This window comes from Spirillospora sp. CA-142024, from assembly GCF_050942325.1.
Taxonomy (GTDB): Bacteria; Actinomycetota; Actinomycetes; order Streptosporangiales; family Streptosporangiaceae; genus Spirillospora.
This window is the reverse complement of sequence record NZ_CP192077.1, coordinates 1,036,496-1,052,983: the sequence shown is the minus strand read 5'-3', so window position 1 is coordinate 1,052,983 and position 16,488 is coordinate 1,036,496. Positions and strand designations below refer to the sequence as shown.

Here is a 16,488-nt window from a genome sequence, read left to right as displayed (position 1 = left end):
CGAGCCGATCGCCGGGCTGGCCAGAGCGCTGGAGGTCTCAACCAACGCGGTGAAGATGCGGCTCGCCCAGGCCGAGGTCACGCTGCGATCCCGCGAAAGCCCGAACAGCATGCGGCTGGAACTGCCGGTGCCGTCACCGGTGCTGCGCAAGCGCTATGAGGCAGGCGAGTCGCTCTACGACCTGGCCGAAGAACTGGAAGTGGCGACCGGGACAGTCAAGCTCCGGCTGCTGGAAGCGGGAACCAAGATGCGGCCGGTCGGTTCGCCGACCAGGTCGCATCCGGTGGAGTTGCCGGTCCCGGTGGAGCAGGTGCTGCAGCGTGTTGAGTCGGGTGAGTCGCTGCACGGCCTGGCCCGGGAACTGGGCGTGCCCCGCAACATCCTGCGCGGGCAACTGGAGGCGGCTGCCAAGTACGGCCCGCCCCCACAACCGAGCCAGCCGAACCAAACCGAGCAGCGGCTGGTCGAGCAGACCCCGGACACCACGCACGAGATTGAGCGCGGAGCCCGCCGGCTCGTCGAGGAGAGCGGATTTCCCCTCCACGAACTGGACCCGTCCCGCAAATGACCGGCAACCACAGCGGAACGCCGGCCATGAGCGGGCTGAGCCTGCGCGCGGATCCCGGCCGCCGCGTTCGGCGAGGAGATCGTGTTCGTCGCCGCGTCGCGGGGGTCCTGGATGCTCATCTTCGGGCATCCCATCGGGACGGTGTGGTGCGGCACTCCGATTTCGCTGCCCGATCCCTTGCGTGGGGCGAACCCGCGCCCAGGTCCGGCTTCTTGGTACCCCGCATGAGGAAGGCAGAGCGATTGTCTGGTCCCCCCGCTGGAGTTGGGAACGAGATCAGCGGCAACGACTTCACCACCGTGGTGCAGGCCGGAAGGGTTCAGGGCGGCCTGCACCTGCACCCCCCGCCGAACCAGCAGGACCTCGCCCAGGTCCGGCCGCCGATGATGCTGCCCGCGCCACCGGCACGACTGCACGACCGGCACACCGAACGTGCCCGGCTGTCCATCGCCGCCGGCCATCACCTCACCCCCCAGCCCAGCAACCCAGCCACTGCTGACCCGGGTGCTGCCGGTCCCGCCGGGCCGGGCCGCGGCGCCGGGCGGCCGGACCTGCTGGTGATTACCGGGCCGGCGGGGGCGGGCTCCACCGCGCTGGCCCTGGACCTGGCGCACCACGCACTGCACGCCGGTGCGGCCCCCGGCGGCGCGCTGTGGGCCGACCTCACGCTGTGGGCCAACCTCCGCGACCGCAGCAACTTCAGCGACCGCCACCGACCGGCACCAACCGGTGATCTCGTCGCGGACGTGGTGGCGGCATGGCTGCGGGCGCTGGGCGCCGACCGGATCCCCGAACACCCGGGCGAGGCCGCCGCGCTCCTGCGGTCGCTGACCACCGACCGCCCGGTCGTGGCCGTCATCGAGCAGGCCACCACCCCCGGGCAGGTCCGGGCACTGCTACCCGCCGCCGGGCTGGTCGTGGTCACCAGCCGCCACCAACTGCTGGACCTTGCCGCCGTCGACGGCGCGATCCGCATACCCGTAGGGCCGCTGCCCGCACCCGACGCCGCGGCGCTGGCCGCCGGCATCATCGGCGACCGCGCCACCGCCGACCCCGACGGCGTCCGCGCGCTGGTACACGCCTGCGGCGCCCTGCCCGCGGCCCTCGTGCACGCCGCGGCCTATGTCGCCGCCCGGCCGCACCGCCCCATCGGCGAGCTGGCCGCCCGGCTGACCCGCCCCACCGGCCCCACCACGCGACCGCCCCAGCCCACCCGCCAAACGGTCAGCACCCACCCTCACACCGGCACCGGCACCGGCACCGGCACCGGCACCGGCCCGACCGACGAGGAGATCATCATCGACAGCACGCTGGACGCCATCTACACCGGTCTGGACCCGGACCTGCAGACCGCCTACCGGTACCTGGCCATCCTGCCCGGCCCGGTGTTCTCGGCCGCCGCGGCCGCCACCACGCTCCGCGCCGGCGACCAGGACACCGACACCATCCTGGCCCGGCTACGCGACGCGCACCTGCTGGAGCACGGCCCGGCCCCCGACCACTGGCGGATGCCCGCCCCCGTCCGCGTCCACGCCGAGCATCAGGCCGCCGACCTGCCCGAGGACGACCGAACGGCCGCGCTGGCCCGCGCGGTCCGCCACTACCTGATGTGGAGCGCCTCGCTCGAACTCCTCATCGGGCACGGCCGCCGACGCGACGCCCCGGTGTTCGCATGGACACAGACACCAGAACGGGCCCCGGCCGTCGCCGACAAGAGCAACGCGATCGCCCTGATGCAGGAATGGCTGCCGACCCTGCTCGCCGCCCAGGCCGCGGCCGCAGAGCACGACCTGCACCACCTGGCCTGGCAATTCGTCGACACCCTCTGGGGCTATGTCAGCCAACGGCAGGACTACCCCGCCTGGCGGCAGATCTGCCAGATCGGCTTGGACTGCGCCCAGCCTGTGGACCCCGGCGCCCAAGCCCGCGCCCATATGCTGGCCGGCCTCCTGGACCGGCGGCTGGGCAGGCTCGCAGACGCAGTCGAGCACCACCGCGCCACCGCCCGGCTGGCCCGGCAGACCGGCGACCAGCTGGCCGAGGCGTCGGTGGCCGAGCACCACGGCGCCACCCTCCTCGCCCTCGACAAGCCCGAACAGGCGCTCACAGTTTTGGAAGAGGGCCTGGCCTTGTACCAGGCGATGCCGACGCACCCGCGCGGCCAGGCCCTGCTGCAGCGCCAGCTCGGCCTCGCCCACAGCAAGCTGGGACACCACGACGACGCCGAAGCCACCCTCGCCGACGCCGAAGCATTGTTCACCGAGCTGGGCGAGCCCTACCTGCGGTCACGGCTGGCCACCAACCGCGCCGAAACCGCCCTCGCCGCCGGGCGCTTCACCGACGCCCTCACCCACCTGGACCGCGCCGAAACCGCCCTACCCGACCCGGCGGTCCCCAACGACGCCTACCTGCGCTACCTGCGCGCCGCCGTCCACCACCGCGCCGGCGACCACCAGGCCGCGGACCAGGCCCTGATCACCGCCGTCCGCCTCAGCGACCAACTCCCTGACGGCCACCCCACCCGCCAGCTCATCCAGACACTCGCTAAACACCTAATGGGAGCTACCGGGTCGGCCGCCGCTGACAGACTCGGTGCCTCGTAGCCGCTGGTGAGTGAGCACTTCCAACACCTGGACCTGTGAGTCCTATGGGCAGATCGTGCCCTCACCGAGGGTCAGGGGTCTTGATCGCTGATGGGATGTCGTGCCCGCTCCGGTGGTGGCGTGAGCACTGGTCCATTGGCCGGCCACTGGTCACGCTGGCGACGCCGCCATCAAGCCCGCGCCAACGACAACGGCGCCTTCAACCTTCCGCGGTAGCGCTATCAGTAGGCGCAAGGAAGTTGTGCAGGAGTCTGAGTCGTTCAAGGGTTTCGTCATAGGTCACGATAGTGACACTGCGAGAATTGGCGCGGTATAGCTCGAATGACTTCTGCTTCGATGGCTCATCCGGAGGCGGGGTGCGTCCTGCCACAACAAAGCAGGAGACCGCATATGACTCCAAGTCCCATCGGCGCGAGTTGTGCTTCAGCGTGGCGAGGTTCGACGTCAGATGGTATGCCTGATCGAGAACCTGCGTGACCGCGCCGTTCAGCTCCTTTGAAGGGCCGTATACCCCCGTTCGGTACTCTCGCGTGTCGAGCAGTCGGGTTGTCGGCTTCTTGATCTCCACCAATGCGGCGTTGTTTGTAAGCGAGTTCTTGAACAGGTAGTCGGCAATCTTATCACCGCTTCCCGCGAGGCCGCCGCCGCCCACCGTTGCTTGCGACTGAACGCTGACCATTGGCGCGCCGAACACTTGCTGGAGAGCAAAGGCGTTGTCATCAAAGAACGTCTGCCAGTACTGCTCATTCTCACCCTTCTCCAATGATTTTTCGTAGGAGGTGATGAGGTGATCGAGACTCACCAACTCAATCTCGCGGTGCAACTTCTGGAACTTCTCGGGCCTAGCCTTGGCGAGCCCTGCTGACTCTGACGTGAGCGTTGCGATCAGCGCGTCCCGCTCTTGGTCGTTCAATTCTTCGACCCCATCCGCTGCCTTCGCGATCACCCGCGAGACTGGATGGCGCCCCAGACTGAAGTCCATAGACTCCAATCCGAGCACCGTGGCCAGATCATTGTGAACGAAGGCGTCCTTGACCCGACCCGCTGCGCGATTACCGCGATCGTTGATGCGCCTGATTTCTGACCACATTTCCGCAAAGCGGTGCATTCCGAGCCGGAAGACTCGGCCCTCTACGGTCAACTCATCTGCACTGGTGAACGCAATCTCGTCGCAGGCTGTGTGCTTCTCAATCAGCCGGATGATCCGGTTGCAGTCTTTCAAGAGGCCAAGTCCATAGGCATAGTCCTTGACGAAGCCAGCCGGGAGCACTTCAAGGACCGTTTCTAGTTCGGGCTCCTCGAAGTACGGGTCAATGGCCGAAATCTCCACAACTAGGGTGCGTATCTGATCGTACTTGGGGCCGAGATATCCACTCGTTCCGTACAGCGTGTTGATCGGATAAATACGAAGTTCTCCGGAACCTGGAACGAGGCCTAACAATTTCACACCCGCATCGGCGCGGGCTGCCGCCGGAGCACCCTCGGCAGGCGAGACGGAGGGGATGAAGTACGCCTCGATCTCCTGGCCTATGGAGGCCATACGAATGTCGAGGCGTCCGTTTTCCGATTGGTCAATTCTAAACCGTGCCACAGTAAGCCTCAACTCTTCTCAAATAGCTATTCGTCTTGTGGTCAGGCTCTCGTAGGTGTGCGGGCAAGCGGAGCCACAGCCCAGGGGGTGAAGAGCCTGTGCTCGGGTTCAAAGAGTCGTCGCCCACTGCCTATTGGAGAGCATAGATGCTTGCTGAGGGCTTCTGCGGGAGTTTTCCAGGCCAGAGTCTTCGGGCCGGCTGTTGAGTGCGGCTGCGACGGCGTCGTGACGGCGGCCATGAAAAAAGCCGTTCTGATCCACTTGTTGTGAGCGGGTCACGTGACGTAACGGCTCTCAGTCGGCGTGTAGGATCTGGAGCCTGACGCCGTTCCGCGGACAGTTTGCCATCTCGCGTTCGAAGGCAGTCACGGACCATCATGCCATGTGCGTTGCTGCTGCTGTCGAAATTTGAAGACTGGCCGAGGTGGGAAAGGTAACGGGAGGGCGCTTGGCACCGGAAGTGTGCACGAGGACCAGCGGCTTATGATACGAGCTCCGAACTCAGCTCGGAGAACCATTTTGGCTTCGCGCCCGCTGCAGTCATATATTGGCGAAGCGTGACATTGTTCGCCCTCAGGCACTGCCTAATCCCAGCACCGGCTTCGGGTCCACCACTTAGCCAATCATAGTAGTGAATCTCTGCGTTCTCCTTGGTCAAGAAGAACTGCTGTTCGTGTACAGTGATCGTGATTGGCAGCGCCACCACCGCATCGCCGAGATTTACGGCTTTGCTATTTGTGTCACGAATTAGAGTTACACCAACTTGGTAGACGAAGAGCTTTCCCTGATCGGGGTTTTCGATCCAGGCGGAGGATTGCGGCAGATTCAACTCTATCTTGAAACGATCAGCTTCATCGGGCCCTAGCTGCTGACTAAGCGGAACCTCGACCTTCTGTCCTGGCTTCGGGCGGACCGGCATATTGAGGCCGTATGTTGCCGACACGCCAAGACCGCCGCCTTGGCCAGCACATTCTTTGAACATGGTGAACTTGTGAATGCTTAGGACGGCTCGTTTTATAATGCTTCGCCGTGTGCCAGTATTGTGAAGCTTAATGTCAAGGGAAACTGGCCGGCTGTCGGCATCCTTCGGAGTATCGACGAGCATATCGATCACTTCGATCTTGGCTGCCTTGCTTGGGGTCGTTACTTTGTCTGTGCCTCTCTGTACGACACCGACAACCGCGGCTGTGGCTGCGGCGGTGGCGAGGACGCCGAACCATGTTAGCCAGCTCCCGAGAAGGCGCCGCCATGTCGGAACCTTGTTGAACTGATGCGTCCGCGAGACGCGTCCATAGTCGCTTCGCGAGGGGTGGCGGTTGACCATAGTTGATGTTTCCCGGAGCGAGTGCTTATCAAAAAAGATCAGCTAAACGTGACCTTTGGAAGATTACCGATGTTCTTATGATCTCCTGCGGAGATTGCCGAAATCGGTCATGCGTCGTTGCCTGGCCGGGCTGGAAGCTACACGCCATGATCCAGGCCGAAGAGATGCGGCCTCCAGACTGACCGCCAGGCGCGCCTGCTGCTCCGTGCGAGGAGGGAAGTAGAGCAGCGGCTTCCGCCCTTCCTTGCCTGAATCTCCACTCCGCGCTCCACAAGACGACTTCGCACCGTCCCATCGTTGAACCCAAAGCGCTCACCGACTCGATCGAGCGACCAGTCCTGTGACGGCGGCCACGAAAGGCGGTTCTGAACGTTGCAAAACGACCACACAGCGTCGCTTGATCGGGAAAGATCTTGGTTTGTGTGACTGTGATGCGCTATCTCCCCTCTCGGGCCACCTTGAGTGCGTGGCCGTCGAGCAGGTCGCGGCGGACGGGCCGACCGTGACGATGACGCGTAGCTTTTACACATAACCCCCAGAACGGGTCCACATGGTTGCGCCCGCCGGACACGAGGAGGCCTGCGGCCTACTCAAAACAGCGAGCCCTGATCTCCGGGGGGAGGTATATCTCGAGTTACAAGCTCGCAGAGCCCCGCAGTCACAAGCTTCTTGGATGAGCCGTTAAGTTGAAACACCCATACTGGTGATGACGTGAGCCTCAAGGCGCTCTAGGACGGTGTGGTGGGCTTCCCAACCGTCGGGGAATTTGACCGGGACATTGAGATGGACGGGGTCGGTGGTCGGGTGAGCGTCGAGGAGGTCAGTGATCCCGGCGCGGGTGACGATAATGCAGGCTTGCCGGTGGCGGGACATCAGGACGCAAAGTCGTCCGGCTTCCAGATGGAAGGCGGTAGCGTCACGGCGGCCCGACAGCGGGTGGGCCACGATAACGATCTCGAACTCGCGGCCTTGGAGCCGGTTGGCCGTGTCGACCGCGACGTCGCGGTATCCAGGCACGTTCGTGGCGGCGAGAGATCGTCGGATCTGGTCTGCTTGATCGCGGTGGACGACGCCGATGGCCAGGTCGGCGGGAGTGAGGATACGTCCACCTGGATGGTTTTCGCAGTAGCCGATCACGCCTCTAGTGAGCAGGCGTGCGGCGAGGGCCGCAGTTGCGTCAGCGGTTTCGGCGTCGGTGCGCTGGGTGTGGCGGGCAGGGAGTTGGTGGATGGCCCAGCCGGTGCGGCGTGCCATGTCGAGGGTCTCGTCGAGGGGAGATCGGAAACCGGTTGTCCTGAATTCCAGCGTCCGCATCTCTTGCGTGGTCCCCGCGACGAATCCGTTGTAGGGGTAGAACGCCGCTGACACCAGTGGGGCGGCCGTTGCGGGGAGCCGCCACGTTACCGGGAGGCGGCGTTCGATCACGGTTTTGCGGTTGTGGTTGAGCAGCACGTCGACGGCGTTCTGGCGGGGGTCGTAGGACAAGCCGGTCCACCGGTAGGTGTCGACGATCGTGAAGGGGTCGAGTTGCCCGGGGTCCCCGACGAAGAGCCCCTGGTCGAACTGCGAGGCGACTAGAAGGAGTGCGTCCGACCGCATCTGGTATGCCTCGTCGACGATCGCCCAGGGCCGGTGGTGACCGGTGACCCGCGCCCATTTTGCGGCGGTTCCAATCACGAGCGCGCAGTCTGCCAGCTCGCTGATGTCGTTGCTGAGCCGCACGTTCGCCAGCCCGCCGACCGGTGAGGTATTGGCGAGATAGTCGGTGCTGCTGATACGGCCGATGGTGAGCGAGGGCTGTGCGGCGGAGAGTCCGCGGATAAGGTCATCGATCTGGTTGTTGGTCTGCGCAATGATGCTCACCAGCTCCCCCGCCTGGGTGAGGGCGACGGCGGCACGCCGAACCAGGGTGGATTTGCCGGCGCCTGGAGGCGAGTCCACCACGACCCCCCTGCGCGTCCGGTCGCCGGTCAGGGCGTCCAGGTCGCGGAGAATGCCGTTGACGGCGGCGGCAGCAGCCGCTGATGGACCGTCGTCTCGTGGAGTGGCCGATGGGAGGAAGGAAGTCATGGATTTGCACCGTCGGTGAGATCGTCGGCCGGTGGGCCGGGCTGGTCCGGTTCCGGGGGCCCGCCGTGGGTCCACGGCGTCTGGTCACGGGAAGGAAAGTCGGGCGTCTTCCACTGCTCGGGGACGGCGGTGTAGGCCCGAACCTCGCCCAGTTCGGGGACAGCTCCCCGTTGGGGGTTGCCGACACGGCCCATGCCGACGACGAGTTCGAGTACGACCAGGTGCTGCTCGGGCCCGTCCGGGATGACCTCACGGATCTCGACAAGTCGTTTGGGATCGGAGGGGCAGGCCATCTTGCCTTGGGCGAGCGGCGGTGGGTCGGCGGTCTGGACGGTGAAGCGAGGCCTGAGCTGCGGCCGACCCTTGCTCGATAGCTGGGTCCGGTCGGGCTCGCGTTCGACGATGACGCCCGCGAATGCCGTACCGGAGGAGCGGCGCTCGGCCAGCACGAACGGATCATCGAGGGCCTGCTCGTCCTCGAACCTCAGCTGAGCACGTTCCATACGGGCGAGTCGGGCGGCCGCGTCGATGGGCTTGTCGAAGACCGGCTGAGGGAACCCGCCTGCGGCGATGTGCTGAACGTGACCGGTGAAGGCGTCGCGGTCAGCGTCCCAACGCCCGGGGCACCGGGCGGCTTCGGGGATACTGGTCAGCAGGGTCACGGCAGTACCCATCTGTTCCCAGGTCGGCTTCAGTTGCTCGGCGACGTCCCTCTCGAGTGCGGCGGTGACACGGGCCTCGGCTCTGACGTCGTTGCTGTTGACGGCGTCCAAGTATGCGCTGATCTTTGGGTCAAGCACGACGCGGTCGAATGTCGGGTCGGTCGCCGGACCGGCCGGCGGGTAGTCAATCGGGTGCGCTGCGGCCGCAGCGCCTTGTGCTCCGGTCATTCCGGCGGGCGGGTCGATCCAGCCGAGGAGGAGCGCCAGGCTCGCGTCCTCCAAGCTGCTCTGCCCAGTAGCCCAGTGCGCCGCCAGCAGATCGGTCATGGGCAGCAGCATTGACGACCCCGGGTAGCCGGCACGGTCAGTGAAGAAGGTCAGCCAGCGGCCGAGCAACCCGACCTGCGGGTCTCCGTGTGGGAACTCCGGTGTTGGTGCCTGCTGGAAGCGGATCGATCGTGCGACGCGCCGGAGGTAGTCGATAGTGGAGGTGTTCGGCACCAAGATCTGCGGAGCGCGCGCGCAGCGCTGCCGGTCGGGCTTGTCACCGCGGGTGGGCACGTTCTGCAGCGTGCGGGCGTGCTGGTCGATGAAGGGAAGGATCACGTCGGCGAGGCGAAGGTAGAACTCCTGGCGCAGGTCGCGGTTGCGTGGTGACGGCACGACCAGAGTCACCGGGTCGGCGTGCGGTGCGCCGATCATGCATCCAAGGGGTGCGGCCGCTTCACCGGACATGTTGTAGATCGCCAGGATCAGGGGTTCGGTGATCAGTGTGTGGTGGCGGACGCGCCGCAGCGGCTGGGCGAACCCCTCGGCGGCCGCATGCAGGCGGGCCAGCGCGGCCAGCGCGCTCACGCCACTCCGCCCAGTTCGTCCAGCAGCCGTTGGGCGCGCCGGAGGGTGCGGGCGACGTCCTGCTGGTCAGGTGAGGGCAACCTGGTGCCTGCGGCTAGAGCGCGCGCGGTGCTGGCCGAATCGACGCCGTTGAAGACGTCCGAGACTCCGGTTCCGTACAGGTCAAGGGAGTCGGCGCGGACGGCTTCGTCGCGGCACAGGGCGGCCATCTCGCAATGCTGGGTGCAGGCCGGCCGGTAGCGGGCCTCAATGCGAAGCAGGTGGTTGACCAGGTCGGTCGCGGCTCGGGTGGCGACGCCGAGGTCGTTGTGGCGGAGGTCGAACGTGGTGTCGTCGGGCACTTCGTTCAGGAGGTCGGAGACGTTGTCGGCGCGGCGCAACTGGCGGACGAGCATGGCGATCTGCTTGCGGGCATCGGTCAATGTGGCGACGGGGGTGTTGGAGAAGCCCTTCGGCGTCACCAAGATCACCGAGGAGGCGACCATGGCGGGGTCCAGGCCGTGGGCCGACAGCATCTCCCGCAGCGCAATCACGTAAACCGATGCCTGGCGGATCGCGGCGGCGACCTGGTCGGGGTCGGCCTGCCGGTCGATGACGGGGAACGACTTGATCTCGACAACGTAGAACAGGTCTTTGACCTTGAAGGCGATGACGTCAGGCTCCAAGTACACATGGACACCGCCGACCGTGAGCCGCAGCATCGGATGGTCGAACAAGGTGCCCGGCCAGTCACCGCCCCGTGCGGCTTCGAGCAGCAGTTTGCAGGTGTGCTGGTGGCGCAGTTCCCGCTGGGTGTTACCGCCGACTTCGTCCACGGGCTTGTAGGCGACTTCTGGGAGCGGGAGGTCGAGCAGATCACGGAGCAGGGTTAGCAGCTTCGCGCCACCGTGTTCGGTGATGCTGGCTTCGAAGCTCTTCCCGCGGCCGATCGCGAACGGAGACTGGCCGAATGGCCAGGCGAAACCGGCTTGGGTGGCGATCGCGTCCTTGTCGGCGCCGCAGGCGTCCAGGAGGGTCCGGCGGCCGCAGCCGGGGTTGGCGGTCATGCCCACGAGGGTGCGGGCGTTGTGGTTCACGGGCTTGTTGTGCCCACGAAGCGCGTTGAGACGAGCGGTTGTTGAGTCCACTGTGGTTGACCTTGATGGGGTGCGCAGGGGTTGGGGAAGTTGAAGCCGCGCGTGTGAGGTGGCTCAGCGTTCCATGGTCGCTGTTCGTCCCGCCATCGCGAGGCGAGTTCCGAAAAGGCGTTCTGCCTCGGGCAACCGGCGGGCACGTTCGACTGCCGCCGCCCGTTCCTGATCGTCGAGGTCAGCGTGTAGGGCGAGTTCGGCCGCGGCCGCGGCGGCGACCTGGTCCGGATCGATCTGGCCCGCATGGTGGCCCGGTGAGGGCGAGGGCAGCGCGCCGGGGATGTTTGCGGCGAAGTTGCGCAGCAGTTGCTCGGCTTGAACCATCGCCTCGGGACTCCAGGCTTGGCCGAGCTGACGGCGCGTGACGACGGCCTCGGCGATCTTGCGGGCTGCGGTGAGGAAATCGACGCGCGGGCTGTGGCCGCCGATGATCCGCTGCTCCATCGGCCAGGTACTGATCGTCAGCAGCGCGCGGACCGGAGCCAACCTGTCGGCGGTGAGCGCCGGACATAGGTAGTACGGGCGGGCGTTGGGAGCCGTCCGGTAGGACCGCTCCTCATCACGCCGCAGGCTCGCCAGCCGTGATGGCTGCAGTTCGTCGGCGAAGAACGCCCCCTGCACCGCGCTGATCAGTTTCGGAGCCGCAGCCACTCCGAGCAGCGTCAGCACCTGATGGGCCTGCTCGCGAACTGGCAACAACCCGGCCGGCGCTGGCTTGTCGACGCCCGACGGACGCGCGGCGGCCATCGGCGGGACGGCAGCGGCCTCACCTTCTTCCGCCGCTGCGGCTTCCTCCCAAACGGACTCGACGCGCTTCAGTTCCGCGCGGATCTCAGCGATTTTCGCGGTCTCGCGCTGAAGCATCGCCGAGCGCAGGGCTCGACGCAGTTGCGTGAGCCGGCGTTCGAGCTCGTCCAGGGTCTCCTCGCTACCGTCCATGGCCCCACGCTACCAGTCTTCCGAACTCTTCCAATGTTTCCCAAACTTTGGTGTAGCTTCGTTCTGGACAGCCCGCACACGGCCGACATCGGAGGGTGATCATGAAGTTGTTGCACATGTCCGACTCGCACATCGGTGGCACGGTAACCGCAGGCACAGGCCGGGGTCGCGGCCACAACCGGTACCAGGATTTCGCCGCAGTCCTCGCCGAGGTAGTCGGTATCGCCGAGGAGGCTCAGCCCGACCTGATCCTCCATACCGGCGATCTGTTCGACCGCCAGGTCCCCTCACCCGAAGACTTCGCACTCGGGATGAGCGCCATGGTCGAACTCTCCGCGATCGCCCCCACTGTAGTGATACGCGGCAACCACGACTCTCCCCTGCTGTTCCAGGCTCTCGACGGCATGGCGGCGTTCAACTCCAGGAATGGCGTCCCCGCTCTGCGGTTCGTCGCCCAAGCCCGACCTTCGGCCAACGGTGGCATCCTCGACTACCCGGCACGCGACGGTCAGCGGATCCGGCTGGCGGCTTTACCGTTCGTCCACCGCAACCGCGCGGTCGAAGGGTTTGACCGACCGGACTCGGCCACCCTCGCCTTCGCCGACTACCTACGAGGTATCCAGGCTGATCTGGCCGCAGGACTCCGCGACGGCTACGCCCCCACCAGGGACGTCTTGATCTTCGCCGCGCACATGTACGTCGAAAGCGCACTCCCCGATTACAGCGAACGCCGCCTGGACATCAGCTCCGACTACGCCAGCGCCACAACCGCGCTACCCGCTGTCTCCTACGCCGCTCTCGGCCACATCCACAAACCTCAGGCGATCAGCAGGCCCGGCCTGCCAGCCCGCTACGCCGGCAGCCTCCTGCAGATGGACTTCGGAGAGATCACCGATGGTCAACCCGAGCAGAAGAGCGTCGTCATCATCGACGCCAACCCCGGCCGCCCCCCAAAGATCGACATCCGGCTGCTCCGCAAGGGCCGGAAACTCATCACCTTCACCGGCGGCCTCGACGCCCTCGCCCGCCAAGCGCCCTTGATCGGTGACGCGTTCGTCAAGGCATACATTGACGTCCCCGAGTCCAGCCCGGGGCTGGCCGCGGCCGTCACCGAACTCCTCCCCGGCGCAACGCTCGTCGAGGTACAGCCCCGCCTTCCCGGCTGGGACGAGCAGCGCGAACTCCCCGAACTCGATCATGCGGCAGCACCGGAACCCGACCTCCCCGACCTGTTCGCCGAGTATCTGGTGACCACCGAGACCATCCCTGAGCACGCCGAACTACTCAGGGCAACCTTCACCGAGCTCCTTACTCAGAGCCGCCCCGACTTCAATCTCGTCACCGACCCAGTCGAGACGCTCCTGCGGACCGCTGTCGCCTCCTCCAAACCTTCGACCATCGCGCCGTAAGGGAACCTGCCATGCGCCCCATCTCACTCACCCTCTCCGGCCTGCGCAGTTACCCCGGCACGATGCCCACGCTCGACTTCACCGGGAAGTCTCGCGTCGGCATCGTCGGTGACACCGGCGCAGGCAAGAGCACCCTGCTCGAAGCGATCACGTTGGCCCTTTACGGGACGGCCACCTGGGACCAGAGCGAAATCAAAGGCCTCATCGCCGACGGCGTCGATGTTATGACCGTGGACCTGACGTTCCGCTGCCACGACCAGACATGGCGTGTTCGACGCCGGTACCACCGTGGCCGGACGGGAAGCACCCATCTGCTGGAGAACCTCGACACCGGTGAGAAGGTCGACGACCGCAGGCCCGTCGACAAGCGGATCGTGGACCTGCTCCGACTCACCTTCAAGGAGTTCCAGGCCACGGTCCTGCTTCCGCAGGGCAGGTTCGACCAGCTTCTACACGCAACCGGCACCCAACGCACCGAACTCCTCGAAGGCATCTTCGGCACCCGAGAACTCGACACCGTTCGTGCCCGCGCCGACCACCATCGCCAGACGATTACGGAACTTCTCACGCAGGCCGAGGTTCAGCGCGCTGGACTCCTGTCCGACCCCGCCGCAGCCAGTCGTGAACAATACGAGCTCGCGCAGGCAGCCACGTCCCGCGCCGCCCAGGTTCACGCCATCCACGAGCAGATGGCCGAGGTCCAGCGGCAGGCACAGATTCTCCATGCCGCAGACACCCGGTTGGGCGAAGCACTCGACTCTCTCGTCGCGGCTCAAGCGGATATCGACCTCAGCGGACTGCCGGCCATCACGCAAGCCGAGACGGAAGTGGCCGATGCCGAGGCCCAGTGCGGACGCGACGAAGCTGCCGCTCAGTCCAGCATCAGCGGCGCTGCGGAGCGCCTCGCCGCCGCAGCAGAGCGAGGCGTCACGACCGAGTCCCTTTCCGTAGCCGACACCTACCTCACCGATCTCTCCCAGCGCCTTCAGACGCTGAAAGACGACCAGGACCACATCGCCACCGAACGGGAGCGCCTCGACACCGAGGCTTCCGATCTCGAAGCCGCCATAATTCAGCATGGTGTGCAGACCGAACACATCGCGCGGCTAGCCGAGCATTCACTCTCGACCAAGGACCTCGCCGAAACGACGGCCACCGCCGCGGATGGGGTCAAAGGTGATGTCCGTGAAGCGATCTCCATGGCACGCCGAGTCTCCGTCGCCAACGCGGCCTGCATGAAGGCCAAAGAAAAAGCAGACCGGCTCCGCAGTAGCCTTCCCGACTTGAAGGACCAGACTGCTGATCTACAGCTGTCATCCAGACGAGCAGCCGAGACGCTCGGCGCACTTCAGCGAGCCGATGCTGCACATACCGCCGCTGACGGCCTGTCGGCGGGAGATCTCTGCACGGTCTGTGCCCAGACCCTCCCGAACGACTACAAGCGCCTTCGATCCACCGCACCCGAAGAAATCGCTTCTGCCCAGAACACCGCACGACGCACACTCGGGGAGTTCACCGCCGCCAACGCGGCCCTGGCCACCGCCCGGGCTAACCTCGCCAGCGCTGACCAGGAAGCCGCCACCACTCGACACGAAGCGGCTACCGAGAAGCAGTTGCTGGTCGACATGCTCGCCATGGTCCTGTCGAATCATCCCATCGCACTTGTATCCGCCGGCGAGCCCTCCCCGGTTGACCTTGATGCATTCCGCACAGCGCTGACCCAGGCGACCACTGAAATCTGCCTGCAGAAGCCGCCATCCCGCCGGTCCGCCACCGAACGCCGTCGCGATGCAGCGCTCACCGACGAACTTTGCCGCCCGTTCAGTGTGCTTGCCGAGCAGCGCGCCGCCCATGCCGACAGGGCTCGCGAGGAACAGCACCAGGCGGAAACCGACGCCAAGGCAACCGCCGCGCGCATCCAGGACCGTGCCGATTCCCTAGAACGCGACGAACGTGCCCTCGCGGGAAAGGTCCGCGCCTGCGACGCTACCGAAAGACTACTCACTCGGCTCCTAGCCGAACTTCCTCCCGACGTCCGCATCCAGATGCCCAGCAACGTTGATCAGATCACCGACGGTGACATCCGCGTGGCCGCTGAGGTCGTTAAGGAGCTGTCCAGCGAGCATCAGAAGGACACCGCCGCGTCCGCCGAGGCGACCGCTGCGCTCACGGCAGCGGTGGGGCGGCGGACCAGGCTCACGCAACGACGTGACACCGACGTCATCGGCCCCCTGCGGCGCATACTCGAAACGCTGGTCGGCTGCACCTCGACGCAACGAACGTGCCAGGCAATCCTCGGCGGTCCCGACCTACCAGAACCCGTCTCACCGGACCACCTGTCCAGTACCACGGTGTCGGCCTACGCCGAAGCCGTCACCACGTCCGGCCAGCGCATCGCCACTGCGCTTCGTCAGCGACGTGCTCTGGCCGAGGATGACCTCACCCGATACGGGACCACGCTCGACGGACTCCTTGTCCGGGCTCGCGACGCGCTCGGCGGCCACGAGCACGAGCTTCCGGAGACGCTCTCTCCTCTCAATCCTGCCGACCTCACCTCCGTCGCAGCCTGCACGGGGATGCTCCGCCAGCAGGCCCGCGACCACGAGCAGAGGGCGCAGGCCGCCGCAGTTCAGATCGACACCGCCCGGCAACTCGATGGCGCCATCACCGCCGGAACCCGACGGCAGGCCACCCTGAACGACGTGCACCGTCTGCTCAGCGACGGCAAGTTCGTCCGTTACCTCATCGATCGCCGAACCCACGCCCTCCTACGCGTCGGTAATCACCTGTTCCACCAGCTCACCCGCGGCGAGCTCGGGTTCACCGACGACTTCCGCATCATGAACCGCCTCACCGGCGCCACCCGGGCGACCAAGACCCTTTCCGGCGGGGAGAGCTTCCTGGCTTCCCTCGGACTCGCGCTGGCTCTGATCGAGCTCCACAGCCGCAATGGTGCCCGCCTCGACTCCCTCTTCCTCGACGAGGGTTTCGGTGCTCTGGACACCACCACCCTCGACGTCGCCCTCAACGTCCTGCGCGACCAGAGCGGCGGCGACAAACTCGTCACCGTCATCAGCCACCTCCACACCGTCGCCGAGGCCGTCGACGACGTCCTGCTTGTCGAACGCTCCCCCGCTGGCTCAAAAGCCACCTGGCTCACCGCGGAACAACGCGACGCCTTCATCTTCGGACAGGCCTCCTCAGGTCTGCTGGCAACCGCCGGGCACGGTCCCCATGAGGAGCCCCACTGATCATTTACTTAAGTCGCTGGGAGGGCATCAACAAGAACGTCGAGCACGAGGCAGTCATCTTCACTGCTATGGACTCAACCGGACAA

General features: G+C 65.9%; 9 protein-coding genes. 3 read left to right on the top strand and 6 right to left on the bottom strand.

The annotated features are described in order from the left end of the window. The first annotated feature begins 810 nt into the window (after positions 1-810). Complete coding sequence (locus ACQPZP_RS05285) at positions 811-3,171, top strand: hypothetical protein (RefSeq protein WP_433476500.1); 2,361 nt, start codon at positions 811-813, stop codon at positions 3,169-3,171. Between the two features lie 199 nt (positions 3,172-3,370). Here the strand turns inward: ACQPZP_RS05285 and ACQPZP_RS05280 are convergent, their stop codons facing one another. From ACQPZP_RS05280 to ACQPZP_RS05255, 6 genes are all read right to left on the bottom strand, one after another. Then, the gene (locus tag ACQPZP_RS05280; RefSeq protein WP_433476499.1) at positions 3,371-4,762 is read right to left on the bottom strand and encodes a Shedu immune nuclease family protein; all 1,392 of its coding nucleotides are present in this window, start codon (positions 4,760-4,762) and stop codon (positions 3,371-3,373) included. 481 nt (positions 4,763-5,243) lie between these two features. Then, the gene (locus ACQPZP_RS05275) at positions 5,244-6,086 is read right to left on the bottom strand and encodes a hypothetical protein (RefSeq protein ID WP_433476498.1); all 843 of its coding nucleotides are present in this window, start codon (positions 6,084-6,086) and stop codon (positions 5,244-5,246) included. Between the two features lie 681 nt (positions 6,087-6,767). Next, entirely contained in the window at positions 6,768-8,156 is a 1,389-nt protein-coding gene (locus tag ACQPZP_RS05270; RefSeq protein ID WP_433476497.1) for an AAA domain-containing protein, read from the bottom strand. Continuing rightward, entirely contained in the window at positions 8,153-9,673 is a 1,521-nt protein-coding gene (locus ACQPZP_RS05265) for a hypothetical protein (protein ID WP_433476496.1), read from the bottom strand. The genes ACQPZP_RS05270 and ACQPZP_RS05265 overlap by 4 nt, the downstream gene beginning before the upstream one ends. Continuing rightward, on the bottom strand, positions 9,670-10,719 hold the full coding sequence (locus ACQPZP_RS05260; RefSeq protein ID WP_433476495.1) for a hypothetical protein: 1,050 nt from the start codon (positions 10,717-10,719) through the stop codon (positions 9,670-9,672). The genes ACQPZP_RS05265 and ACQPZP_RS05260 overlap by 4 nt, the downstream gene beginning before the upstream one ends. 144 nt (positions 10,720-10,863) lie before the next feature. Next, complete coding sequence (locus ACQPZP_RS05255) at positions 10,864-11,742, bottom strand: hypothetical protein (RefSeq protein ID WP_433476494.1); 879 nt, start codon at positions 11,740-11,742, stop codon at positions 10,864-10,866. 101 nt (positions 11,743-11,843) lie between these two features. Between ACQPZP_RS05255 and ACQPZP_RS05250 the strand changes: the two genes are divergently transcribed. Continuing rightward, positions 11,844-13,151, top strand: coding sequence for a metallophosphoesterase family protein (locus tag ACQPZP_RS05250; RefSeq protein ID WP_433476493.1), 1,308 nt, complete (start codon positions 11,844-11,846; stop codon positions 13,149-13,151). Between the two features lie 11 nt (positions 13,152-13,162). After that, on the top strand, positions 13,163-16,402 hold the full coding sequence (locus tag ACQPZP_RS05245) for an AAA family ATPase (protein ID WP_433476492.1): 3,240 nt from the start codon (positions 13,163-13,165) through the stop codon (positions 16,400-16,402). The last annotated feature ends 86 nt before the right edge of the window (positions 16,403-16,488 follow it).